Annotated in this window: 21 protein-coding genes; 19 read left to right on the forward strand and 2 right to left on the reverse strand. The window is 38.3% G+C overall.

The window, feature by feature from the left end:
• Positions 1–96: 96 nt before the first annotated feature.
• Complete coding sequence (locus tag ACFWE9_RS17570) at positions 97–1,014, reverse strand: DMT family transporter (protein ID WP_230155658.1); 918 nt, start codon at positions 1,012–1,014, stop codon at positions 97–99.
• Positions 1,015–1,401: 387 nt separating this feature from the next.
• On the opposite strand from ACFWE9_RS17570, the gene ACFWE9_RS17575 reads away from it, so the two are divergent.
• From ACFWE9_RS17575 to ACFWE9_RS17610, 8 genes are all read left to right on the forward strand, one after another.
• Positions 1,402–2,358: a sugar kinase gene (locus ACFWE9_RS17575; protein ID WP_230155660.1), complete on the forward strand. Its 957-nt coding sequence runs from the start codon at positions 1,402–1,404 to the stop codon at positions 2,356–2,358.
• 26 nt (positions 2,359–2,384) lie between these two features.
• A complete protein-coding gene (allD, locus tag ACFWE9_RS17580; protein WP_230155662.1) occupies positions 2,385–3,407 on the forward strand; it encodes an ureidoglycolate dehydrogenase in 1,023 nt (340 codons plus the stop codon).
• On the forward strand, positions 3,404–4,423 hold the full coding sequence (locus ACFWE9_RS17585; protein ID WP_377357916.1) for a zinc-binding alcohol dehydrogenase family protein: 1,020 nt from the start codon (positions 3,404–3,406) through the stop codon (positions 4,421–4,423). Before allD ends, ACFWE9_RS17585 begins: the two co-directional genes overlap by 4 nt.
• 13 nt (positions 4,424–4,436) lie before the next feature.
• Positions 4,437–5,057, forward strand: a complete 621-nt coding sequence (locus ACFWE9_RS17590; protein ID WP_230155666.1) for a bifunctional 2-keto-4-hydroxyglutarate aldolase/2-keto-3-deoxy-6-phosphogluconate aldolase — start codon at positions 4,437–4,439, stop codon at positions 5,055–5,057.
• Positions 5,058–5,069: 12 nt separating this feature from the next.
• A complete protein-coding gene (gene uxuA, locus ACFWE9_RS17595; RefSeq protein WP_230155668.1) occupies positions 5,070–6,146 on the forward strand; it encodes a mannonate dehydratase in 1,077 nt (358 codons plus the stop codon).
• Entirely contained in the window at positions 6,143–6,979 is an 837-nt protein-coding gene (locus ACFWE9_RS17600) for an SDR family oxidoreductase (protein WP_230155670.1), read from the forward strand. Before uxuA ends, ACFWE9_RS17600 begins: the two co-directional genes overlap by 4 nt.
• Positions 6,980–7,181: 202 nt before the next feature.
• Positions 7,182–8,183: a LacI family DNA-binding transcriptional regulator gene (locus ACFWE9_RS17605; protein ID WP_230155672.1), complete on the forward strand. Its 1,002-nt coding sequence runs from the start codon at positions 7,182–7,184 to the stop codon at positions 8,181–8,183.
• A 157-nt stretch (positions 8,184–8,340) separates the two neighbouring features.
• Entirely contained in the window at positions 8,341–9,582 is a 1,242-nt protein-coding gene (locus tag ACFWE9_RS17610) for an MFS transporter (protein WP_230155674.1), read from the forward strand.
• An 80-nt stretch (positions 9,583–9,662) separates the two neighbouring features.
• Here ACFWE9_RS17610 and ACFWE9_RS17615 read toward each other — a convergent pair whose 3' ends face one another.
• Entirely contained in the window at positions 9,663–10,532 is an 870-nt protein-coding gene (locus ACFWE9_RS17615) for a helix-turn-helix domain-containing protein (RefSeq protein ID WP_377357921.1), read from the reverse strand.
• A gap of 198 nt (positions 10,533–10,730) precedes the next feature.
• Between ACFWE9_RS17615 and ACFWE9_RS17620 the strand changes: the two genes are divergently transcribed.
• The 11 genes from ACFWE9_RS17620 (at position 10,731) to ACFWE9_RS17670 (ending at position 26,281) form a co-directional block, all read left to right on the forward strand.
• Positions 10,731–12,236 (forward strand): UxaA family hydrolase, encoded by a 1,506-nt coding sequence (locus ACFWE9_RS17620; RefSeq protein ID WP_230155679.1) that lies wholly within the window; start codon positions 10,731–10,733, stop codon positions 12,234–12,236.
• Between the two features lie 53 nt (positions 12,237–12,289).
• On the forward strand, positions 12,290–13,303 hold the full coding sequence (locus ACFWE9_RS17625; protein WP_230155680.1) for a zinc-binding alcohol dehydrogenase family protein: 1,014 nt from the start codon (positions 12,290–12,292) through the stop codon (positions 13,301–13,303).
• A 64-nt stretch (positions 13,304–13,367) separates the two neighbouring features.
• A complete protein-coding gene (locus ACFWE9_RS17630) occupies positions 13,368–14,855 on the forward strand; it encodes a tagaturonate reductase (RefSeq protein ID WP_230155682.1) in 1,488 nt (495 codons plus the stop codon).
• Positions 14,856–15,233: 378 nt separating this feature from the next.
• Complete coding sequence (locus tag ACFWE9_RS17635) at positions 15,234–15,938, forward strand: TerC family protein (RefSeq protein ID WP_230155683.1); 705 nt, start codon at positions 15,234–15,236, stop codon at positions 15,936–15,938.
• A 401-nt stretch (positions 15,939–16,339) separates the two neighbouring features.
• Complete coding sequence (locus ACFWE9_RS17640) at positions 16,340–17,110, forward strand: nucleotidyltransferase domain-containing protein (RefSeq protein WP_230155684.1); 771 nt, start codon at positions 16,340–16,342, stop codon at positions 17,108–17,110.
• Between the two features lie 1,068 nt (positions 17,111–18,178).
• Positions 18,179–19,309 carry a histidine kinase N-terminal domain-containing protein gene (locus ACFWE9_RS17645; RefSeq protein ID WP_377357924.1) on the forward strand — a complete coding sequence of 377 codons (1,131 nt, stop codon included), beginning with the start codon at positions 18,179–18,181 and terminating at the stop codon, positions 19,307–19,309.
• Positions 19,310–20,243: 934 nt separating this feature from the next.
• A complete protein-coding gene (locus ACFWE9_RS17650; RefSeq protein ID WP_377357926.1) occupies positions 20,244–21,653 on the forward strand; it encodes an amino acid permease in 1,410 nt (469 codons plus the stop codon).
• 418 nt (positions 21,654–22,071) lie between these two features.
• Positions 22,072–22,830, forward strand: a complete 759-nt coding sequence (locus tag ACFWE9_RS17655) for a hypothetical protein (RefSeq protein WP_230155686.1) — start codon at positions 22,072–22,074, stop codon at positions 22,828–22,830.
• A gap of 260 nt (positions 22,831–23,090) precedes the next feature.
• A complete protein-coding gene (locus ACFWE9_RS17660; RefSeq protein WP_230155687.1) occupies positions 23,091–24,086 on the forward strand; it encodes a cation diffusion facilitator family transporter in 996 nt (331 codons plus the stop codon).
• A 282-nt stretch (positions 24,087–24,368) separates the two neighbouring features.
• Positions 24,369–25,112, forward strand: coding sequence for a Cof-type HAD-IIB family hydrolase (locus tag ACFWE9_RS17665; protein WP_230155689.1), 744 nt, complete (start codon positions 24,369–24,371; stop codon positions 25,110–25,112).
• Positions 25,113–25,282: 170 nt separating this feature from the next.
• Entirely contained in the window at positions 25,283–26,281 is a 999-nt protein-coding gene (locus ACFWE9_RS17670) for an NAD(P)H-dependent flavin oxidoreductase (protein WP_230155692.1), read from the forward strand.
• The last annotated feature ends 70 nt before the right edge of the window (positions 26,282–26,351 follow it).

Below are 26,351 nucleotides of genomic sequence, written 5' to 3' on the forward strand. Positions count from 1 at the left end.
GTAATAGAATAGCTTCATAGGGTCTCTTATTTTTAGTACGAAGACAGTCATCTGTATATTGTAGGAAGACATGGAATCCTGGTATTGCGGCTGCTACTAAGCAGAGATATCTTTATTTTTTCTTTGAAGAATCCAGATTTCAATTGCCCCGGATCCAAGCAATACTCCGGAAACAATGAAGATCAGTCCAATGAAATGTTCAGGCACAATTGCTTCATTTAGAAAAATGGCAGCACCTACAAGAGAAAATAAGGTGTTTAAATTAAGAAATATAGATGATTCGGCAGCACCTACCATGCCAATTGCATAATTATAGCTCATGTGCCCAAGAGCAGTAGCGATAATAGCGGAGAAAAAGAAAGCTCCCCAGATGGAGGGTGGTAAAGATGCAAGTGACGATAAGCCATCAGGTTCCTTCCATAGGCTGATGGCAAAAAGAATAAAAGACCCGATTAGCATCATGTAGCCGGTTAATAATCGTGGATCCATTGTTTTAGAGGCTTTATTAATAAGAATGAAACTTAAAGCCTGTGAAAGAATGGATAGCAATATATCCACATCTCCCAGATTAATAGAATGAATTCCTCCACTTCCTGCCATAACGGTAAAACTCACACCTAAAGCACCGCAAATAAAGCCGATAAGACGAATTAATGTTGGCTTTTTACGAAAGAAAATCATAGTCAGGATGACAGTCAATATGGGCCCCATGCCCAAAATCAGGCCAGCATTCGAGGCGGAAGTTTTCGTTAATCCTTCAGCTAAAAAATAATGGTGAAAAACGACACTCAAAAATGCCCCACCAAAAACGTAAAAAAGTTCACTTTTTTTAGGAAGACGTATTAGACCAAAAAAGAAACAGAATGTAATGACTATAAGTGAAGCTGTAAAGATTCTCAAAGATGTTATAGTTACGGGCTGTGTATTTGCAACTAAAACTTTAATAACTGAAACGTTCAATCCCCATGTAATCATAATTACGGTAAGCAAGATGTAAATTTTCACATAACTCATTCAAAACAACCTTTCAAACATTATTAACAATTGATATATTATACAACTTTCTCCAAATTAATAGCAAAGAGTAAAATTTGATATTGCTCATAAGGAGAAAATTAGAAACTGCTAATCCATAAAAACAGGGGGTGAAAAATGCAAAAATTCCCATTAAAATCCATTTGTAATTACCGATATATGTAATTCAAAATGATGAATAATAATAAAATTGTAAATTATCAAACTTTTCTATTGTTTTTGGTAGGGTTTTCATTTACAATTTCCTTATGAATTACCAAACCGGTTTAGTTCTTTACTAAACCGATTTAGGTTCTTTTATAGAAATTCGATATGATCAAATGTTTTACCTTTATTTGTGAGTGTTCGAAAGAAGGAGGTACTGTATTGTCATCAAAATATGGTGTTTTAACGCTGGGTGACGCCATGATTACGCTAAATCCGGAAGAAACAGGACCTTTACGATTTGTCACCCGTTTTGAGCGAAAGGTGGGAGGGGCTGAACTGAATTTTGCCATTGGCTGTGCAAGGCTTGGCATGCGGTCAAAATGGTTAAGCCGTTTAGGAAGGGATGAGTTCGGTAGGGTTATTTATAATTTCGCTCGTGGGGAAGGCGTTGACATGAGTGATGTTGCCTATGTAAATGGATACCCAACATCCCTTAACTTTAAAGAAATTCGCGAAGATGGTTCAGGAAAGACCTTTTATTACCGTTATCAATCGCCCATTTTAACACTAAAGCCTGAAGATATAACGGAGAAGATGTTTGAAGGGATTGATATAGTCCATCTCACTGGTGTTTTTTTGGCTATAGACCCTAAAAATGTAGATATTGCCATGAGGGTTATGGACATTGCAAAACAAAAAGATATTCCCGTTTCATTTGATCCGAATATCCGCCTAAAGCTATGGTCCATCGAGGAAGCGAGATCAGTATATTTTAAGATTTTTCCATATGTTGATATTTTACTTACAGGTTTAGATGAAATAAGATTGATCACCGGAAATGACTCTGAAGAATCATTGGCGGCATGCGCAAAAGTGTATGACATTGAGCAGCTTGTCATCAAGGACGGGAAACATGGTTCAAAACTCTATACAAAAAGTGAATGGCATAAAAAAGAAGCCTTCCCGGTCATACCGGTGGATACTGTTGGTGCAGGGGATGGTTATGATGCCGGTTATATATATGGATATCTTCATGGCTTGTCGATTGATGAAAGATTGACATTTGCAAATGGTGTGGGGGCTCTTGTAACCACAGTTTCAGGGGACAATGAAGGCTTACCATATTTAGATGAAGTAATGCCTTTCATACAAAGCGAGGCTGTGATTGAAAGATAGATGACAGAAGGAAATGGGGATAGAAAATGACAACAGTTTCGATACAAGCTGAGGAAGCAAAACAATTAGTCATAAAAAAGCTGACCAAAGTGGGTTTAAATGAGGAAAATGCCGGAAAAGTCGCAGAGGTATTGATTCACGCAGATCTAAGAAATGTCAATTCCCATGGTGTATTGCGAACGGAGCATTATGTAAATCGTTTAAAGGCAGGAGGCATAAATCCTGACGGGCAGATTTCCTTCGAAAAGACAGGGCCAGTAACAGGTGTGGTTGATGGAGATGATGGATTTGGCCATGTCATTGGTGAAGTGGCCATGGAACATGCCATTGAAATGGCACGAAATAATGGTGTAGGCATGGTGACAGTTTTTAATAGCAGCCATTGCGGAGCACTAAGCTATTTCGTTCAAAAAGCTACTGATGCAAAGTTAATCGGCATAGCGATGTCACATACTGATAAAATTGTGGTTCCATTCGGAGGAAAAACATCGTTTCTTGGTACAAACCCTATCGCTTATGGGGTTCCTACAAAAACAAAGAAACCTTTTATTCTTGACATGGCAACTTCCAATGTTGCATGGGGGAAAATCCTTCAAGCACGCGAAGAAGAAAAGGAAATCCCTGAAGGTTGGGGAGTGGATGAAAATGGAGCAACAGTCACGGACCCAAGTAAAGTCGTTTCCCTTTCCACTTTTGGAGGACCAAAAGGCTATGGCCTATCCGTAATTGTGGATGTATTTTCTGGATTATTGGCAGGAGCGGCATTTGGTCCACATATTGGAAAAATGTATGACGATCTTGATAAGAAGCGGAAGCTGGGACATTACTTTTGTGTAATCAATCCTTCGTTCTTTACCGATACTGATTCATTTTTAGAGCAAATGGATCAAATGATTGAAGAGCTGCAACAGGCTGAACCTGCTCCAGGGTTCGATCGGGTATATGTACCGGGTGAGATCGAGCAAATCAATGAAGAAAAAAACCTGAAACAAGGTATAACGATAGCCTCAAGTGTTTATGAATTTCTTACAAAGGAAGATGATTTATGAAAGCGGTTCAAGTAAGGAAAGCACGTGATCTTGTTCTTCAAGAAATGGATAAACCAAAGATTTCGAACTCAACGGATGTCCTTGTGAAAGTAAAAAGAGTCGGCATTTGTGGATCGGATATGCATATTTACCACGGCACGAATCCTCTTGCAACGTTGCCACGAGTCGTTGGGCATGAAGTGGCGGGAGAAGTTGAGGAAATTGGGCAAGGTGTCACGGGGATTAAAGTTGGGGACCACGTGGTTATTGAGCCGATCAAATACTGTGGAAAGTGTTATGCCTGCCGTAAGGGTCGCCAAAATGTTTGTGAAACACTGTCTGTTTTTGGTGTCCATGAGGATGGTGGGATGAGGGAATGGTGCGTTCTTCCCGAAAAACAACTACATGTTGTGGATCCAGATTTAGCTTGGGATGAAATAGTATTGGCTGAACCTTATACAATCGGTGCACAAGCGGTATGGAGAGGTGACGTGGAGGAAGACGACACAGTACTTATCCAAGGAGCAGGCCCTATTGGGGTATGTATATTAAAAATGGCAAAGCTTCAAGGTGCATCGGTAATGATCACGGATTTAAGTGATGAACGATTGAAATTTGCTGAAGAATGTGGTGCTGATATCACCGTTCATGCGGGAAATGAAGATGTTCGACAGCGAGTAGAGGAATGGACGAAGGGCGAAGGTGCAAATGTCGTCATTGATGCTGTCTGTTTGCCGATGACGTTTGAATTATCCTTCGAAGTCGTTTCAACGGCTGGCAGTATTGTCGTACTAGGTTTTGATGAACGTCCTGCATCGATTTCCCAGCTTCCAATCACTAAAAAGGAAGTATCCGTAAAAGGTTCTAGATTGCAAACCAACCAGTTCCCAAAAGTGGTAAAGCTTCTAAATGAAGGCAGGCTCAGACATGAAGGATTAGTTACCCATACTTTTTCCCTAGATGATGTCCAAGAAGCTTTTGATTTTGTTGAAAGTCATCCAGAACAGGTTCGAAAAGCGATCATCGTATTTAATTAAGGGGGTTGAGGTAATGGATAAACAATCAATAATTCATCAAATAACGGAAACGAAAGTTGTAGCTGTTATCAGGGGACAGGATGCGGTGGAAGCGGCACAACTGTCTAAAGCAGCTGTGGAAGGCGGTATTCGGGCAATTGAATTGACTTATACAACACCAAGAATAGAAGAGGCTTTCAAGGAACTGCAAAATACGGATGCGCTTTTAGGAGCAGGCTCAGTATTGGATTCTGAAACAGCACGCCATGCGATTTTGGCTGGTGCCAATTTTATTGTCAGTCCTTACTTTGTAGAAGGTGTTGCGACGCTTTGCAATCGATATGGCATTCCCTATATGCCTGGTTGTATGACAATTCGGGAAATGGCTACAGCGCTTGAAGCAGGCTGTGATGTTTTGAAGTTATTTCCGGCAAACCATTTTGAACCTTCTTTCATCAAGTCCGTCAATGGTCCGCTGCCTAATGTAAGGATTATGCCAACCGGCGGAATTAATTTGGACAATATGAATGACTGGCTGAATGCAGGTGCAGTGGCAACTGGAATTGGAAGTGACTTGAATAAAGCCTATAAGAATGGTGGCTATGAAGCGGTTGTTGAATTAAGTAGAAAATACATGCAGAAAATTGCGGAATGATGGAGGTGCATGATGAATATTACATTCAGATGGTATGGGAAAGGCAATGACACCGTTACATTGGAGCATGTTAAACAAATCCCTGGAGTAGAGGGAATTGTTTGGGCATTGCACCAAAAACCTGTTGGTGAGATATGGGAAAAGGAAGAAATAAGAAAAGAAATCGAGTATATCCAATCATTTGGTTTTCATACGGATGTGGTGGAAAGTGTAAATGTTCATGAATCGATTAAATTAGGAAATGAAGATCGTATGATATATATCGAGAATTACAAACAGACGATCCGAAACCTTTCAGAAGCTGGAGTAAAAGTGATTTGTTATAACTTTATGCCGATTTTTGATTGGACCCGAACAGAAATGTTTCATCCTTTGGAAGATGGCTCAACTGCCCTATTTTATGAAAAAGCAAAAGTAGATACGTTAGATCCAAAAGAGTTAATTCGTACTGTAGCAGAAGCTTCCGATTTAACATTGCCTGGTTGGGAACCAGAAAAGATGGAGAAAATATCTGAATTATTCGAAGCATATAAAAGTGTGGATGAAGAACAGCTATGGGCGAATTTGGGAATTTTTCTTAAGGAAATATTGCCTGTTGCGGAAGCATGCGGCATTAAAATGGCAATCCATCCGGATGATCCACCATGGTCCATTTTTGGCTTACCAAGAATCATCACCGGAGAATCGAGTTATGAAAAGCTGATCTCGATTTCGGACTCACCATCGAATGCGTTTACGTTGTGCACTGGCTCGATGGGTGCTAACCCTAAAAATGATATGGTTCAAATAGCTAAAAAGTATGCTAATCGTTCTCCCTTCTCCCATATCAGAAATGTGAAAATTTATGAAAACGGTGACTTTGTGGAAACATCGCATTATACACAGGATGGATCCATCAACGTGCAGGGTGTTGTAGCAGAATTGAATAAGCAAAATTATTCTGGATATGTCAGACCAGACCACGGCCGCCATATATGGGGAGAGGTTTGCCGCCCAGGTTATGGTTTATATGATCGTGCCCTAGGAATCATGTATTTGCTTGGATTATGGGATGCTCATGAGGCTACTAAATTAGGTGAACGATCATGATTCCCATCCATGAAAACTTAACGAACAGGGTGGCAGTGATCACTGGAGGCAGCGGTGTCCTATGTTCCAAAATGGCTGTGGAATTGGCCCGCCATGGTGTCAAGATAGCTATATTGAACAGAACGGCGGAAAAAGGGCAAGAAGTGGTCAAACTGATTGAACAAACAGGGGGCACTGCGATATCCATCGCTGCAGATGTTTTGAATAGAACCTCATTGGAGAATGCAAGAGGGAAAATAATAGAAACGTTCGGAAGAGTGGATCTATTAATAAATGGAGCGGGAGGCAATCACCCTGATGCCATTACAGCTCCAGAGAAGTATGGGGAAGAAGCAGAAGGAAAATCATTTTTTGATCTGGATGAAAATGGTTTCTCCCAAGTTTTTGCCAGTAATTTCACCGGTACATTTTTGGCCAGTCAGGTTTTTGGGAAAGAGTTATTGCAAGTGGAAGCGCCAGTTATCGTAAATGTATCTTCCATGAGCGCTTACGCTCCAATGACTAAGGTGCCAGCATATAGTGCTGCCAAAGCTTCGATAAATAATTTTACCATGTGGATGGCTGTTCATTTTGCCGAAGAGGGTTTACGGGTGAATGCCATTGCACCAGGATTCTTTTTGACGCAGCAAAATCGCAATCTTTTGCTTAATGAAGATGGCAGCCTGACGAAAAGGTCTAATAAAATCATTACTTCTACCCCCATGAAGCGTTTCGGGCAGCCAGAGGATTTACTTGGTACCTTGCTTTGGCTCGTTGATGAATCCTATTCGGGTTTTGTCACAGGTATTACGGTACCAGTCGATGGCGGATTCATGGCATACTCAGGCGTCTGAATTCAGATTCAATAATCAAGCAATCAAGTGACCGATTGTACGTTAGTTGATTAAATTAGTTCCACGGTATGGGAAATGGACTTTAATGCTGCTTCAAAAGGTGATTGTAAAGCGTTCCTTATTATAATACAATATTCCTTATAAATCTAAGGTGTTTTTGTATTCGGCAGAGAAATGAAATCACATGACAGGAATGAATGAAATGAAAACCATTACAATTACTGATGTCGCCAATCACGCGAAAGTATCAAAAAGCACAGTTTCCCAATACCTGAACAAGCGATACGAATATATGAGTGAAAAAACTAGGAAAAAGATTGAAGAAACTATAGAAGAGTTAAACTATCAGCCTAATATAATCGCGCGCAGTTTAAAACAAAAATCCACTTTTACTGTTGGGGTAGTGGTTGCCAATATCCTTCACACGTTTTCAACGCAAGTTATTAGAGCGATAGAAAACTACTTTTATGAACAAGGGTTCCATATTATCGTATGCAATGCAGATGACAATCCTGAAAAGGAAAAGAATTATATTGAAATGCTAAGAGCTAAACAAGTGGATGGGATCATCATTTTCCCTACAGGGGACAATCTTGATTTATATCAACGTATGAAGAGTGATCAATTCCCGATTGTTTTCATGGATAGGACGATCGAAGAATTGGATATTGCAACAGTCATGCTTGATAATCACCTTGCTTCCAAGTTAGCGATCGATCGATTTATTGAAAAGGGTTTTGAAAACATAGCTATCATAACCACTTCAATAATACGCGATATCAGTCCTAGAATCGAACGGATCCAAGGGTACAAGGATTCACTCGCGACACATGGGATACCACTCAATGCTGAATATATTAAAACAGTGAACGCAGATGAAATTCCGGTTGCACTTTCAGAATTTTTCGAATTGGAAAAGCCGCCTCAAGCCGTATTGGCAGGAAATGATATCGTACTTAATGAAGTATTGCGTTATATGAAACAGCACGAAATCAATATACCAGATGACATGGCGGTCATAGGAATCGATGAGGTACCATATGCCAGTTTCTATACACCGACCATCACAACGGTTAATCAGCCAGCCATTGAAATGGCCAACTTGGCAGCAGAGTTACTGCTTAGCCAAATCAATAAAACAGGAAAAGAGGATACAAGTGTGCATCGCTTGAAACCGACTTTGCTTTCAAGAAATTCTTGCTAGGGCCGGATTTAAGAATTTCCGTGAAAAAGAAAGCGCTTTTTTACGGAAATTCTAAACCGATTTAGTTAAAGGTCACATAGGCTTTACTCTTGGTTATTAAATGGAAACGTTTCCAAAAATGCAGTTGCATTTATTGAAGCGTATAGGGGGGTACTTTATGTTTTCAAATGGTAGAGGAATGATCATCGTTTTCTTGTTCTTGGCTGGTGTAATCAATTATCTCGATCGTTCTGCACTTTCAATAGCAGCACCGTTCATTCAAGATGATTTATCTTTAACAGCAACACAGATGGGGATTATTTTTAGTAGTTTTTCTGTTGGGTATGCCATATTTAATTTCCTTGGAGGAATGGCATCCGATAGATGGGGTGCAAAGTTAACGCTTTTCGTAGCGATGATCGTTTGGTCTTTATTCAGTGGTGCACTTGTACTGGTTGTCGGATTTGCCAGTATGATCGTCATCCGCATCTTGTTTGGAATGGGTGAAGGCCCTCTTTCGGCAACCATCAATAAAATGGTCAATAACTGGTTCCCTGCTAATCAGCGGGCATCCGTCGTTGGCTTGACGAACAGTGGAACACCGCTTGGTGGTGCCATTGCAGGTCCAATAGTTGGTTTTATTGCGATCTCCTATGGATGGAGAGTTTCATTCATTGCCATTATGGTGATTGGTCTTATATGGGCCGCTTGCTGGTGGAAATTTGCTAAAGACAAACCTAAAGACTCCAAAGAACAGGATAATATGGGTAAATCATATGTAGCTGCAACAACGGAAGGTAAGTTGAAATTCACCTTTTATTTAAAACAAAAAACCGTTTTATTTACAGCACTTGCGTTTTTTTCTTACAACTATATATTATTCTTTTTCTTAACATGGTTCCCAAGCTATTTGGTGGATGCACGCGGCCTAAGTGTAGAAAATATGAGTATCATTACAGTGATTCCTTGGATTTTTGGATTCATCGGACTTGCTTTAGGTGGATTCGTGTCGGATTTCTTCCATAAAAAATTCGCTCAAAAAGGTGTTTTATTCTCACGGAAGCTCGTGCTTGTAACATGTTTGTTCTTATCGGCGGTATGTATCGGTTTTGCCGGACTTGTAACCACAACGGTCAGTGCGGTAACGCTTGTCGCACTTTCCGTCTTCTTCCTATATTTGACTGGTGCCATTTACTGGGCAATCGTCAACGATGTTGTCGACCCTGGTAATGTTGGATCTGTTGGAGGTTTTATGCATTTCTTGGCAAATACAGCAGGAATCATCGGACCGACGTTGACAGGATACATTGTCGATACCTCAGGCACATACACAGTTGCATTCTTGCTTGCAGGTGGATTGGCCATCGTTGCATCGCTTGCAGTCATCCGTTTTGTAAGACCGATAGTAAAGCCTGTGTAATAGATTGTTAGTATGGAAGTGTCTCTCAAAGACCCTTCCATTTTTAATGAATTAATATTTTTCATGTTTACTAGGCATGCCTAGTGCATCCGATTTTCTTTTCGAAATGCAGCAGGTGTCAGATCAGTGTACTTTTTAAATGTACGATAAAATTGGGGCATACTTTCAAAGCCACTCATCTCGGCAATAGTAGCAACGGTGTGAGTCGTTTCTAGTAAAAGTTCCTTTGCCTTGATGATTCTTTTCGTATTTAAATATACTATTAAGCCAATTCCAGTCGTTTCCTTAAAAACTCTGCTGAAATGAGCGGGACTTACCAATGCTTTTTGTGCAAGTGTCGTCAAAGTCAATACTTCATCGATATGGTCATTAATATAAAAGAAAATATCTTTGATCCATTCTGAACTATTGCTATTGCCTTCGGGTAAATCTTCTTGGCCATTTATCCGTGTACGGTATAAATCAAGTATGATTTGGTGAACGGTCAGCAAACAAGCATGCCTCGAGCCCATTGATTGGCTAGTTGTTTCTTGCAGGATGAGTTGTAGCTGTTCCTCCAACTTTACTTGTTTCTTTTGCGGCAATGATATTTTATAAGTCTTACTCTTTTTTGTCAGGTCAAACAAATGTAAATAGGAAAAAGAATCATCAACCATATCTTTATATATCAATGTGGGACTGAAAAAGATAATGGTGGATGTAACAGGGTCGTCCTTATTGGGTAAAGCCCTATGAATAGTATTATTCGGGATCAGGAATACATCCCCTTGCTGCATATCATAAAACACATCACCGATAAAAAAAGTCCCTTTACCGTTATAAACATAAACAATTTCATAATAGTCATGCATATGATCGGACAATTCATTCTGAGGACTTTTCGTATCTTGATAGACAAAAGATAATGGGAAGAGTAAATCATGATTTAATGCATTATGGGTTTTTGTCATTTCGTTCATCTCCTGAAAGTATAATACAACAAGAATGAGTATATTTATAGCAAAATATGCAATTTATATTTCAAAAATTGATGTTAAAATGATAATAGATTCCATAAAAAGCTATTTCATTTTTAAAAAATGAAAGGGCTTTCTACATATTTACTTTTGGTCGATGGACGCCATCACTCAAGATAAGGAGGGGACAAAATGAATAAATTTGTGCAATTGCATTCAATTGATGATGTTGTTATTTCCTTGGAGGGGATTCCTAAAGGACAGAGCCTCCAGATTCAAACGGAAGACAGGGGAATGATCAATATAAAGGCAAGTGAAGACATTCCTAAAGGGCATAAGATGTTAGTGAAACCGGTTAAACGAGGGGGGGACGTAATCAAATTCGGCTACTCTATCGGAAAAGCTAAATTTGATATCTCAATTGGCGAGTGGGTTCACACTCATAATCTAAAATCCGGATTGCAGGGTATATTGGATTATTCTTATCAGCCCAGCATTGCATATACAGAAGGGGATAGTTCCAATCAAACCTTCCAAGGATATATCCGTGAAAATGGAGAAGCGGGCATCCGGAATGAAATCTGGATCATCAATACGGTTGGTTGTATTAATAAAACTTGTGAAGTTCTCGCTAAAATGGGGAATGAGCAGTTTAAAGATCGACAAATAGATGGAGTTCATCATTTCCCCCACCCCTACGGTTGTTCTCAATTGGGAGATGATTTATCCCATACACAGAAACTATTGGCGTCGTTAGTTCAACATCCGAATGCAGCTGGAGTATTGGTTGTAGGATTAGGATGTGAGAACAATCAGATTGAAGCATTTAAAGAAGTAATCGGCGAATTCCCCCCAAATCGCATAAAGTTTTTAAAAGCCCAGGAGGTTCAAGATGAATTGGAGAGCGGCCTACGTTTAATGGGAGAATTAGTGGAATATGCGGAAGGATTTGAACGGATGCCCGTACCGGTTTCAAAGTTGAAAATAGGTTTAAAGTGTGGAGGTTCCGACGGTTTGTCAGGCATTACAGCTAATCCATTAGTGGGCGCAGTTTCCGATCTTATTGTAGAAAATGGCGGAACAACGATTTTGACAGAGGTTCCTGAGATGTTTGGAGCGGAAACGATATTGATGAACAGGGCAAAGGATAAAGAAACCTTTAATAAAATCGTTGAACTTGTTAATGACTTCAAACGATACTTCATTCGCCATGATCAGGAAATTTATGAAAATCCTTCACCTGGAAATAAGGAAGGCGGCATTAGTACACTTGAGGAAAAATCCTTGGGCTGTACGCAAAAAGGCGGTCATGCCCCTGTTATTGACGTTAGTCCATATGGAGAAAGAGTAGTGAAGCAAGGATTGAATTTGATAAATTCTCCCGGTAATGATCTGATTTCGGTGACGGCCTTGGCAGCAGCAGGCGCACATATCGTTTTATTCACCACAGGAAGAGGCACACCTTTTGGCGGACCAGTGCCAACTGTGAAAATAGCTACGAATACAGAATTGGCTAATCGTAAAAAACACTGGATTGATTATAATGCCGGACAGTTAATTGAAGGCCAAACGATCGATGAATTAAAGAGCGATTTATTCCAATACATACTTGAGCTTTCATCCGGTAAAAAGAAAACGAATAATGAAAAATTCGGATATAGGGAGATAAGCATTTTTAAAGAAGGAGTCATTCTTTAATTGCTGTAATTTTCGTAAATTTTATGTTTTTTAATTAAAAGGAGTGTTATTCAATGAAAAGTATTGTTTGTGAACAACCTTATGAATTTAAGATGATCGAGTCTGAAAAACCAGTTCCAAACTCAGGGGAAGCTCTGATCAGGGTGCGCCGCATAGGAATATGCGGAACGGATATTCATGCCTACGGAGGCAATCAACCCTTCTTTAGCTATCCAAGAATACTTGGCCATGAACTATCGGGTAATATTGAATCCATACCAGAAAACGCAACGGGACTGAATGTCGGGGATCAAGTATCGATCATTCCCTATATGGAGTGTGGAAAATGTATCGCTTGCAAAAGTGGAAAAACGAATTGCTGTACGAATATGAAAGTGTTAGGTGTACATGCAGAAGGTGGCATGTGTGAATGGATTACGGTTCCCTTAGATCATTTGGTGAAAACTGAGGGGCTCTCACTTGACGAATCAGCCATGATCGAGCCTTTAAGTATAGGGGCTCATGCGGTTAGACGGGCTGACATTCATGAAGGGGATATTGCACTTATCATTGGTGCGGGACCCATTGGCTTGGGAGTCATGGCATTTGCTAAAGAACAAGGTGCGAAAGTAATTGCAATGGATGTAAACGATGAACGTCTTGCGTTTGCTGGCAAATGGGCAAATGTAGATCATTTGTTGAACGTTTTGGAGAATCCAATGGAGAAATTAGCCCAGTTGACAAATGGGGATATGCCAAGCGTGGTGTTTGACGCAACAGGTAACGCTAAATCAATGATGAATTCATTTAATTACCCTGCTCACGGCGGAAAATTGATCTATGTAGGTCTAGTGAAATCCGATATTTCCTTTAATGATCCTGAATTCCACAGTAAAGAGCTTACATTAATGGGAAGTAGAAATGCTACCAGGGAAGATTTTGATTATGTGGTGAAAACGTTGAAAAACAATAGGTTGGATTTGAGTCAATATATTACACATCGCACACATTTGGATGAAATGATCCATAAGTTCGAGGGATGGTTAACTCCTGAAGCTAAAGTGATTAAAGCCATAGTCGAAATATAAGCTTAAAGGTACAGGTAACCAAATGAAGATTGGATAATTAATGAGAGAAAGGAGTTTAGCGATCATGAACATAAATAAAGGTCATCTGAAGAATATGAATAAAGATACAGAGACTGTACAATATTCACAAATGATGGATTATCCCATAAAAGTGTTGCAAATCGGTGAGGGTAATTTTCTTCGTGGTTTCTTCGATTGGATGATTTCTGAATGCAATAAGCAAGGTCATTTCCAAGGAAGTATCGCGGTTACCCAGCCGCGCCCCACTGGAAAGGGAAAAATAGAAGAATTAAAACAGCAAGATGGACTCTATACGCTAATGTTACGAGGGTTTCACCATGGCGAGAAAGTGGAGCATACAGAAATCATTTCCGTTTTTTCAAAGGTAATAAATCCATATGAAGAATGGATGGAATTTTTGGGGTTGGCAGAAAACCCTACATTGGAATTTGTAGTATCCAACACGACCGAAGCCGGAATCAAATATGTGCCAATTCCGTGGGAAGAAGGCGTACCGAATGAATCTTTTCCAGGAAAGCTGACGGCATTATTATATCGGCGCTATCTATATTTCAACGGAGAAGCGGACAAGGGCCTAATCATGCTTCCATGTGAGCTTTTGGAGAGAAATGGTGATACATTAAAGCAATGCGTACTAAAGCATAGCAGGGATTGGGATTTACCAAAGTCTTTCATGGATTGGGTGGAGCAAGACAATCTCTTTCTTAACTCGCTCGTAGACCGTATCGTAACAGGTTTTCCGGCTAATGAGTCGGAAAAACTATTTGAGAAATGGGGATTTGAGGATACGCTGCTAAATACGGCTGAACCTTATCATTTATGGGCTATTGAAGGTGACCCTTCTATGGATAAGCGTCTTCCTTTACAACAATCGGGCATAAATGTGCATTGGGTAAAGGATATAGTACCTTATCAAATGAGAAAGGTAAGGATTCTAAATGGTTCGCATACATTAATGGCTCCTCTGGGAATATTATCTGGCTTGGAAGAAGTAAAACAGGCAATCGATCACCCGGATTTCAATCGATTTCTCCGTAAGGCAATCGAAGAGGAAATCATTCCATCTTTACCTTTTGATCAAAGTGAGATGATGGTATATGGGGAAAGCGTTCTGGAGCGATTTATGAATCCCTTCGTACACCACCAGCTAGCCGATATATCATTAAATAGTGTTTCGAAGTTTAAGGTTCGGCTCCTACCTACCTTAGAAGGATATTACGAAATGAAAGGCAAACTGCCTGCCTCCATAATAAGAGGTTTTGCGGGACTGATTCGATTTTATAGGGTACAAGAAGTAGAGGGGAGATATATAGGGAAAAGCTTTGAGGGTAAAGAATATGTCATTAAAGATGATATAAAGACAATTGAATTTTTTAGCGAACAATGGCACCGTTATGAAATGGAAGAAATTTCACTTAGAAAATTGATAGAGTCGACATTAAGTAATCAATATTTATGGGGGAAGGATCTGAATAAGATCTTGAACCTGGCAGATGAAATAGGCCATTACTTAGAAACGATGATTGATTGACTGGCTGAAAGGAGTGGGGCTCTTTATATAATAGGCCGACATCGTTCCCATACCAAGTAGGTATGTTCAATAATGATGTAATAAAAATAATTGTCTATCCTATCATTATTTTTCCTTTATTTTATTAGTAATTCTGGTATAATGTATGAGTGATAGATTTACTTGGTATATTCCTTAGGGAAGGGTACCAAAAGTGATGAAAATTATATAAATCTTTATTCCCGTGAAGGGGAGTAGCGTCAGGTATAACCTGAAATAAAGTCGTCATTACGTGGAATTTCCACCGGCTTTATTGGCCTAATTTCTTTAGTGCTTAGCGAGACCTTTGCCATTTATGGCAGAGGTCTCTTTATTTTTGTATAAAAGGAGGAAGAAGTGTTGGATTTTTTAACTGGTGAATTTATTTCAGGACTTTTAGCAATCATTATGATAGATTTGGTTCTTGCTGGTGATAATGCTATCCTTATTGGATTGGCTGCAAGAAAGTTACCAAAAGATCAGCAAAAAAAGGTGATAATTTGGGGAGCTGTCGGGGCAATCGTGATCAGGATCATAGCAACGCTGTTGGTTGTTGTAATCTTAAAGGTGCCTGGACTGCATTTAATAGGGGGATTACTTCTTGTATGGATAGCTTATAAGCTCCTTATCGATGAAGATGAACCTGATTTAAAGCCTGCGGATTCCATGTGGGCTGCCATTAAAACTATCATTATTGCAGATGCCTTGATGGGATTGGATAATGTCCTGGCTGTAGCAGGTGCTTCTCATGGTAACTTCACTTTAGTGGTAATCGGTTTACTCGTATCTATTCCAGTAGTGATGTATGGAAGTACTTTGATATTGAAACTGATCGAACGTTTCCCATTCATTATAATTATTGGTGCGGGAATACTAGGCTGGACAGCCGCTAAAATGATCGTAGCTGAACCTTTCATGCACAACTATTTTGATAATCCTTTCTTGAAATATGGATTTGAAGCTTTAGTAGTGATCGGGATACTAGTGGCCGGAACTACGAGACAGAAAAAAGTAGAAAAAGAAAAAGCGAACAGAGATAAAATGCAAATCGAACGAAATGGATAATGTGTGGCAAAAAGGGACTTTTCGATAATGAAAGGTCTCTTTTTTTAATATAACTGCAAAAGGAGAAGCTGCTAAACCGGTACAACTAATCCAATGATATAAACGGTGGTTGTTAAGACGATACTAAATTAATATTTCCTTTATTAACCATGAAAGGGTAAGATACTTGTATCCTTCGCAGTTTTTTGAGCGAAATGTAATGGAGGATCGACTGATTGAAGGAGAATATAAAGTATAACAGGGGCAGTAAAAACTCAATCTTCATTTGAATATTTTTTTTTGAGCGCCATGCATACAAAACGACGAACACAATGTAACTCCAACCCCTTCGTTTTTAACCTTATTTTGAATAATGGAGAAAAGGATAATAGTTTTAATAATCATGCTAAGGAGTGAATGCAATGAAAGAAAAAATAGTAGAAGAGTTAATGAGTATTGAAGAAACCTATGATGTAAAAGTATTGTACGCTTGTGAATCCGGAAGTCGTGCATGGGAATTTCCATCAAAAGATAGCGATTACGATGTTAGGTTTATCTATATACATAAAAAAGATTGGTATTTGTCAATTGATAAAAAAAGAGATGTAATCGAACTGCCGATTAATGATTTATTGGATATTAACGGATGGGAACTAACTAAAGCTTTACGTTTATATAGAAAATCCAACCCGCCACTACTCGAATGGTTAAACTCAGGGATTGTATATTATACCTCTTATTCTGTAATTGACAAGATGAAGGAAATGAGCAGCCAGGTTTATTTACCTACCGCAGCTTTATATCACTACTTGAATATGGCCAAGGGGAATCATAGAGACTATTTGCAGAATGAACAGGTAAAAATCAAAAAGTATTTTTATGTTTTACGCCCAATACTAGCTTGCAAATGGATCGAAAAATATAACACGATCCCTCCATTAGAATTTCCGTTATTATTGGAAGAAATCATTCCGGACGGTCAATTAAAAACTGAAATCAGAAAATTATTAGCGAGAAAAATAAGTGGTGAAGAGTTAGACCTTGAACCTAGAATTGATGTTATTAATGAATTTTTGGAAAATGAAATAGAACATTTGACCAACTATGTTAAAACAATAGATATTAAAGTAGAAGATCCGACAGAGGCATTAGACCAACTATTTAAAGCAGCATTAGCGGAAGTTTGGAAATAACCCCGATCATCTTCAATTTAGAAGTTGCTAATTTGACTTTGTAAGTAGGTAATTTTAATGAAACTCTCTCTAAACCAATTGCCTCCATGCAATTGGTTCTTTGTTTATATCCAAACTTACTTACCTACATTGGCTGGAGCTGGATTTTTTTTATATAGATTAAGGATACTTGGCCAAATTAATCAATTAAGATGAGAAAGACAGCCTTACCTCGGAGGCACAAAATTTAAAAATGGAATTACAAGTAAACTTAAATAGATGGATAAGCTATAAAGGTTGCAATGGGTGTATTGCTAAAGTAGAAGCTGATAAGTTAGATGTTAAATGGGAAAAGAATTTGCAGAAGTTAAAGTCATGGGAAAGTGTTAACGAAAGTTTTTAACTACACACTTTTATAAAAAAAGTAATCTTAAATCAGTAGAATAATAAAGGGTAATCTTTGCCTTCAGTTAGTATTTTTTTAGTTAAAATCTGAATTTTCTGTTATAATTACATTATATAAATGAACCCTTTAGTCATTGAAATTGTAAACTTCCATAATGTTTTCATGAAGGATGACGGAACAATAAAAAGACACATGGATATTCCTCGGAGGGCTCATTAATATATTTCAATATTAGTATAAAATTGGTGTACTAAAAGCGGTACCATTCAAATGGACTTCAGTCTAGCTTCATGGTTTTTGTGGTATATATGGCCAGAAGACTTCTTGATTTTCAAAACGCGCACGGGCGAATGTTCGTTACTATTTGTCCTGTTTCTTCTATTATAAGGATTATTAAGGTATTTTAGGCATGGCGTACTCCCTTTTTTTACAATATTTGATTCCGGCCAAATTTGGTCGGTTTCTTTGTTATCGTAAGCACTATTTCCATACATGTGTAGTACTTTGCCTCCGTATCAGCTGCTTTTAATGTGTTCATTATGATTCACCAAGGGAAAACATGGCAATTTTGACAGATTTTCAAAAAACAATAATTTATGAAGTGCAAGAAAACAAAATCTCATATAGAATGATGTTATTGATATAGTATCTAAAATTCCGCAAGGGGATGTGTGGTCACGAGTATGGAGTTGTCATCTGAAAATATGAAGTATAAAAAAGTATTGATTCATTATATGGAAGAAAATCAATCCTTATTTTTAAATGAATGGAACGAGACCATTAAAATCAATGAAATAGACCCCTACAAAGACAAGATTAAAGAAAATGGATATGGCATGTACTCCATGGTCATCCAAACGTTTAAGGAGGCATTGTCTGATGAAGTGCTGATAAAATTGGCTCATCAGGTAGCCAAAGAACGTCTTGAAGCGAATATTAACATCTGGGATTTTCTATATAATATTAATTTAGGAAGAAATATCATAATCAGAAATGTTTTTGGTGCCAATATTCCCATTGAGTATATGAGGAAATTCATTGATGCCATCAACTTGCACTTTGATACTTTCAGCTATCATGCTGTAACAAAATATACGAATCTTACAAATGAAGTGATTGAGGAAAAGAAGTCTTACATAAGTGAAAATCATAAAGATAAATTAGCGGTACTGGGACAAATATCATCAAGCTTTGTACATGAGTTCCGCAATCCGCTTACAGCTATCATGGGTTTCAATAAATTACTGAAAAGGGAGAACCCAAGCTTAAAATATTTGGATATTATTGATTATGAATTAAATCAGTTGAATTTCAGGATAACCCAATTCCTCCATACCTCTAAATCTAATTTTAATGAGGAACAAAGAGAGGAAGTTTCCGTGTTAAAGTTAATTGAAGAAATTCAAGAACTGACTTATGCAAATATTGTGGATGCCAGCGTTAATGTAGAAATAGAGATTTATCCAAACTTAGTCATGACAGCAAGTAAGGACGGGTTAAAACAAGTATTCTTAAATCTCTTTATAAATTCCATTGATGCATTAAAGGATAAAGAACACCCGAGAATATTGAGGATCCAGTCTTTAATAGAGGGGAACGAACGAATAATTCGTATTTCAAATAATGGACCTGCCATTGCCAGTGAAATGATCGAATCAATTTTTGAGCCCTTTGTCACGACAAAAGAGTTAGGAACTGGGATTGGCCTATACGTATGTAAAAAAATCATTGAAAGTAATGATGGGTATATGAATTGTGAATCCAATGAAAATTTCACTACATTCAGCATACATTTCCCAATCGATCGGTACTAAATTTTTATAAGACGCTTACTTAACGAAGCTTTACATTGTTTTATACATATTCGTATTATTTTTTTAGCCTGTAACTAGATCTATAGCGGAGGAACCTTTCGGGGGTTGCCAGATCATTAACATAAAAACAGAATCAGAAAAAACTAAACCATTTGGAAGATGTCAATATTCATAATTTGAATTTAGGCATCTTCTTTTTATCTCCTTAGTCTATTTTTATTTTCCACCACATCAAGATTAATGAGAAGCTTTCCTTTCCTGGAACTTTTCACGCATTTCCTTACCTCATAAAATTTAACTTGAGCTAAGTCAGTAGTGAAATGCGTCGAATTTTAAAAAAAATCAATTAATTTGTAGTTTTTGATTCAAATTTGAATCAAAAAATGGAAATAATCAATATGTGAATCATAAAACGGAATAATAATTCAATAATGGATCGTATTTAATGAATACACGCGTTAAACCCTTATAAACTACCTATCCTTTTTTTGGCATGGATATTGCTTTTACTATAAATATATAAATAAAACTTTTGAGAGAGAGGGTGCCTTAATAAATTTAAAGGGTAGGTTAGGAAAGCATTAATATAGGATGATGTAAATAATGATAAACAAAAGGACACCATTTTGTAATAAATGGCATGAGGAATCACTGTAATCCCAGGGGTTTCGTTTATGGGCTTTGACAGCTATTGAGGAATTTTTACTTGAAAGCGATTACTAGTAAATTATAATGCTTTTCTTTTTTAACGAATGTACATATAACACTTTAATTATCGATTGTGAAATTTATCTTGTTAATAGTATTGGAGAAACAGGTAGATAGGACTGCATGAATTCTTTTTGAATGAAAGATTTCTACTAGGGTACCCATGAGCAAAAAAAGGAAATTTAGTTTTTTTGCTTTCAAAACGGCATATTGACAGTTTTAAAGGATGGTGACAATAGTGGCTTTTCAAACAAATGAACTGAAACATGGTCTCAAGACAAGACATGTAACAATGATTTCAATTGGTGGTGTTATTGGGGCAGGCCTATTTATAGGGAGTGGAACAATAATTGGTTCCGCAGGGCCTGGTGCTATTTTATCGTATATAATCGCGGGGTTAATGATCGTGCTAATAATGCGGATGCTTGGTGAAATGGCTGTGGTAAATCCCGATAGTGGTTCCTTTTCCACTTACGCCCATCAAGCATTTGGTCCTTGGGCCGGATATACGATCGGCTGGTTGTACTGGTTCAACTGGGTTATCATTATTGCTATTGAAACAACTTTATTGGGTAGTATGGTTCATGATTGGTTTCCTGCCATACCAATGTGGGTCGCTAGTTTATCTTTCCCTATTTTAATGACAATAACGAATATTTATTCCGTCAAAGCTTATGGGGAATTTGAATACTGGTTAGCTTTTATTAAAGTGTCTGCCATTGTAATATTTCTAATTCTAGGTACAGCCATGATTTTTGGGTTTGTTCCTGGATTTGATTCACCGGGCCTTTCCAACATTTCAGGAGATGGAGGTTTTTTTCCAAATGGTTTTCTTCCTGTACTCCTTAGTGTAATATTTATTACTTTCTCTTTATCGGGAAGTGAAGTAGCTGCCATTGCAGCAGGTGAGTCTGAAAACCCTGAAAAAAATATTATAAGAGCGATAAACGCTGTGGTATGGCGTCTCCTTCTTTTCTTTGTTGGCTCAGTGGCCGTGTTAGTTATCGTGATTCCGCAGGGGGCAGAAGATTTACTGAAAACCCCTTATGCCAGCGTATTTGATTTGGCAGGCCTTCCAGCCGCGGGTCAAGTTATGAATATCGTAATCTTCACATCATTGCTTTCTGTTTTGAATTCAGGTCTATATACAAGCTCACGTATGTTATATTCTTTATCAAAAAAAGGCGATGCTCCCCAAATTTTATCACGAGTGAATAAGAGGGGTATACCGATTTGGGCGTTGATGGCAAGTGTTTTCTTTGCTTATGTGTGTACGACATTTAAATTTGTATCTCCTGATAAATTGTTTGCTTTTCTCGCAAATAGTTCGGGAGGAGTCACAATGATCATGTATATTTTTATCGCCTTTTCTCATCTGTACTTAAGGAAAAAGAATGAAAAAGAGAATCCGGGAACACTCAAAGTGAAAATGTGGCTATTCCCATACTTAACCTACGCAACTATTGCAATGTTGTTTATTATCTTTGTTGCTCAAGCTTTTATTGATTCCATGCGATTACAATTTTTACTAACAAGCCTTCTTACGATTCTAGTTATAGGTTCATACTTTCTGTTTTATCATAAGAAACAGGTTATTATTCCTGAACGAGATGAACAACTAAAAAAAATTCAATAATTAAATATTGATAAAGAAGTCAGATGTAAAGAAGTACAGTGCAACTGTAGACAAACTCGATAATAATTGAGTTTGTCTACAGTCTTTTTTTGAGTGCTTGTAAAATTTGAACGTTGATTTCCACCCCAGGCGCTCGCTATCCGCGGGTGGTCCGCCCTCGGCGCTCTTTGCGCCTGCGGTGTCTCCCTTGGACGCGTATTCCCGCAGGAGGCTCGCACACCCGTTCCAATCAACTTCGTTTTGAAAGATGAAACCTCTTTTGTCAGCAAACTGGGCTGCTCTTAGTGAGCAGCTTTTTTGATTTCAACATGTCCGGACATTTTTTTAGAGCGGACGGTTGAATATGATTCGCATTCATTTGCAACTTTGAATTCCTTTGCTAGAATATAATCTATAGAAAAGATTAGGAGTGGTGATTATGGCTGAAACTCCAGCTGAAGATTTGATTCATTATATCGCACCAAAAGGAGAGTATATCCCTTTTTTAGATGATACGGACTATATCGCTAAAGGATTGGAATGGAAATTATTCACTGCCCGTTCGGTAAAAAGAGAACTATTATATAAAAGCGGCAGTTTACAAGCAAAAGTCAAATTGGCAGGTTATGAACAATATGGCAACGGTCTTGACACTGTAGTCGTTGAATTTGAAAATGGTAACCTTAGTTGCATTAACCCTTCCTATTTAAAGGAAATGCAAAGCTCCAGTTTCGGAAAAGAATTGTTGAGTGGGCCGGTTTCCGAACTACCCGCTGTTCCAAGTGAAACTGAGCGGGTAATAGAAGCTCCAATTACGGAAAACTCCGATCAGCTAAGTGAACAACCAAAAAAAGCAAAAACCAAAACTAAAAAGACGACAGCAAAGCCTAAGTTGGACTTACCTGAGGAAAAAGTGCATTTCACTGCAACAGTCAAGGAGTTCACTGCGAAAATGAACCATTTCACTGGTGAAGAAGATGAAGTCATACTCTTGGAGAATGTCAAAGTGACAACGGAACCTGAACTGACAATCGGAGAAGCTTGGTGTGGATATAGCAAGACATTAAAAAAAGCTGAGCTCGAAGAAGGGGACTCAATCGAATTTGATGGAAAAGTGGTCGACAAAAAATACAATAAAGAAATACGGTATAAAGTAAATAATCCATCTAAGTTAGTGAAAAAGGAGATGGAAGCTTAAACGAAGAAGATCTTGCATGATAGGGAGTAAGCCGCCGCTTACTCCATTTTTTGTTGCATTAATCATTTTTTTATCGCTCATAGTGAACTTATTAGAATAGATGTGGCCAACCCTGGAATATATTCGTTTGTGGGAGATAGAACTTATAACCTTCTTCACTCGTATAGGGTGGGGTTTCGCTTTTGTGGTTTCATATATTCCAGTGTTGGGGATAATACATTATGATAATGGATTTATAAAAGATTAGGGGGGATTTTTATATGAAAGAATTATTTCGGTTATTAAAACAAGGTAATAAATCGGCGTTCATTGCTGCCTGTGTGAATAGTATCATCGCTGTGCTAAAGGGGGTTGCTTATTTCATGACAGGGAATGTCGCCATGTTTGCCGAAACTTTACATACATTGGGCGATGCTGCGAATCAGTTTTTCGTCTTCATTGGTTCTGCACTAAGTAAAAAGTCACCAACTGATCGATTCCCTGATGGTTTTGGACGATTGGTTAACCTTGTTTTATTAGGGGCAGTATTGGTTGTCGGAATCATGTCTTATGAAACGATTAAAGAAGGGTTCCATCATATTATGCACCCTGCAGAATCAACTGGGATTGTTATTAACTTGTCTGTCCTTTCGTTATCCGTTGTATTGGAATCATATGTATTATTTAAAGCGATGAAAGAAGTGGTCCATGAGACTGGAATCGAAGCTAAAGGAGCAGCAGTCATATTTAAGAGCTTCTCTGGTTTAAAAAGAGCTAAACCAGCGACGAAATTAGTATTCATGGAAGATATGGTAGCAACCGGCGGTGGATTACTTGCGATAATTGCGATTCTATTAGCAAACTTCACCTCGTTCATACAAGCAGAAGGGGTTGCTTCTGTCATGATCGGTCTGGGGATGTTTTACGTGGTTGGAAGGGTTTTTCTTGATAATGCAGCGGGTGCACTTGGGGAAGCGGATATAGAAATGCGTCAAAAAATTGGAACCATGGTCATGGATGATCCGGATGTAAGAGATATCCAGAAACTGGCTGTAATAAAGGAAGGGGAAGACTTTCATGTCGAACTTGAGGTAGAACTTGATCCCCATATTTCAATCGCCCAGGCTGATGAAATAAAGGATCGTCTGTTTGATGAAATATTCAAGGAAAGAGGTGTAACGGATGTGATTATAGAATTTGATGAAAATGATGGTGTTGCTAAATGGGAAGGTCAGATAAAAAAAGAATTGAATCAATTGGAAAAAGAAAAGGAATAGCAAGTATTCAGTTCATAATTTTAAATGGTATCAAACGTGTAAAAAGTCATCAGGGTATTCATTTCCATACTCTATCATTAAAAACATTCGGTTTTTAAATTTCTTCATATTAATGATGCCAGTACCCATGGCAACTCGAACATCTTCTTTTGGAATTGAAAATTTCAACATTTCTTTACATGATAGGACCTGTTCAATTTTTCACGTTCTTTCCAAGAATATGAAAAATAAGCTATCATGTAATAAGGTACATAGTGATAGATTATGAAAGGGTGAATAAAAATGAAGAAGCCGGATATTAAACTAGTTGCGCTTGACATGGATGGCACGCTTTTAAATCTCGCCGGTGAGATTTCTGAAGAAAATCGGAGAGCGATTAAAGATGCCGAAAATCAGGGGGTATTTGTTGTATTGAGCACTGGGAGATCCTTTGCGACATGCAGTGATTTTGCAAAGTCAATGGAACTCCAATCATATCTCATTACGGTAAATGGAAGCGAAATTTACGATAATCAAGGAAAACTGGTGGAAAGGAATATCGTCGATAGTGAGTCGATACAATGGATGTGGGAATTAAGCCAAAAACATGGTACACATTTTTGGGCAATAAGCTGTGATAATATTTACAGGGCTGAAATGCCAGAAAAAATCCATGATTCTCAATGGCTTAAATTTGGCTTTGATACAAATGATGAAGCCATCCGCCACATCATCATGGATGAATTGGTAGCAAAAGGTAATTTTGAAATTAGCAATTCGAGCCCTACAAATATTGAAGTGAATGCTATGGGCGTAAATAAAGCGAAAGCGATAAAGCTTGTTTGTTCATTGTTAAATATTACGATGGATAATGTAATGGCAGTAGGAGACAGCCTTAATGACCTAGCCATGATTTCTGAAGCTAAAGTGGGAGTAGCGATGGGAAACGCCCAAAAAATAGTGAAAGAAAAAGCGGATTGGGTCACGGTAACGAACGAAGAGGATGGTGTGGCGAAAGCCATTCGTAAATGGGTGCTTACAAATTAAATCGAAACTGTATATGGAGTGCTTTCCATATGCAGTTTTTTTATTGATACATTCTGTGTAATGATGAAATTAAGCTCCGGAATTAATTCTTGAAAAATGTGAATGTAAGAAGTATGATAATCTTGTAGTGTTATATTTTGGTAATATATTAAAAATGGGAGGTTTCATAGATGAGAAGAACTTTGCCTGAACATTGGTGGAATCAATTATCTTTACCAGTTATTTCAGCACCTATGTTTTTAATATCCGGTCCTGAGTTAGTGAAAGAATGCTGTTTGAATGGCGTGATTGGCTCGTTTCCAGCACCGAATGCACGGCCGATAGAGGTACTGGATCAATGGATGGGTGACATAAACGACACATTGATTGCTGCTAAGGATAAAGAACCAGACAAAAAGATTGCTCCATGGGCAATGAATATGGTTGTCCACCGTACTTATAGCCGCCTTGAAGAAGAGTTGGAATTGGTCAAGAAGCATCAGCCTCCCATCGTCATTACATCATTAGGTTCCCCAAAACATGTGGTCGATGTCGTACATAACTATGGCGGGTTGGTCTTTTCGGATGTCAGCAGTGTGGAATTTGCAAAAAAAGCCGCTGATTCAGGTGTGGATGGATTGATCTTAGTTGCTTCGGGGGCTGGTGGTCATGCGGGTGAGATCAATAGTTTTGCTTTCGTGGACAGCGTAAGGACATTCTGGGATGGTATCATTTTGCTGGCAGGTTCCATAAGTACAGGTCATAGCATATTAGCTGCTCAAGCTGCAGGAGCTGATCTAGCTTATATGGGCACGCGTTTTATCGTTGCGAAAGAGAGCAGGGCAAATGATGAATATAGGGAAATGCTTGTCGATTCGGATCATGATGATATCATCTTGACTGATGCATTTTCAGGAGTGAATTGTAATATGCTGAAACCGAGTATAAGTAAGGCAGGCATGGACCCTGAACAATTAACCAAAAAAGAAAATGTCGATTTTGACAGCATGTCCAAATCATCTGAGTCTAAAGCGTGGCGCGATATTTGGTCTGCAGGGCATGGTGTAGGGGCAATAAAAAAAATAGATACCGTTGCCGGCATCGTTAAACAACTAGAAAAAGAGTATCAGGAATCTTTAGAGAAATTGACCGGGCAGGCGGAAAAATTAAAAGGAATCATATCCAAGTGATATGAAAGCGCTTTATTTAGTTATTTGAATATAGCTTATTATAACACGCAAAGAAGGGCATCCATTATGG

Origin of the sequence: Peribacillus sp. NPDC060253 (assembly GCF_042727425.1) — a bacterium.
Classification (GTDB): domain Bacteria; phylum Bacillota; class Bacilli; order Bacillales; family DSM-1321; genus Peribacillus.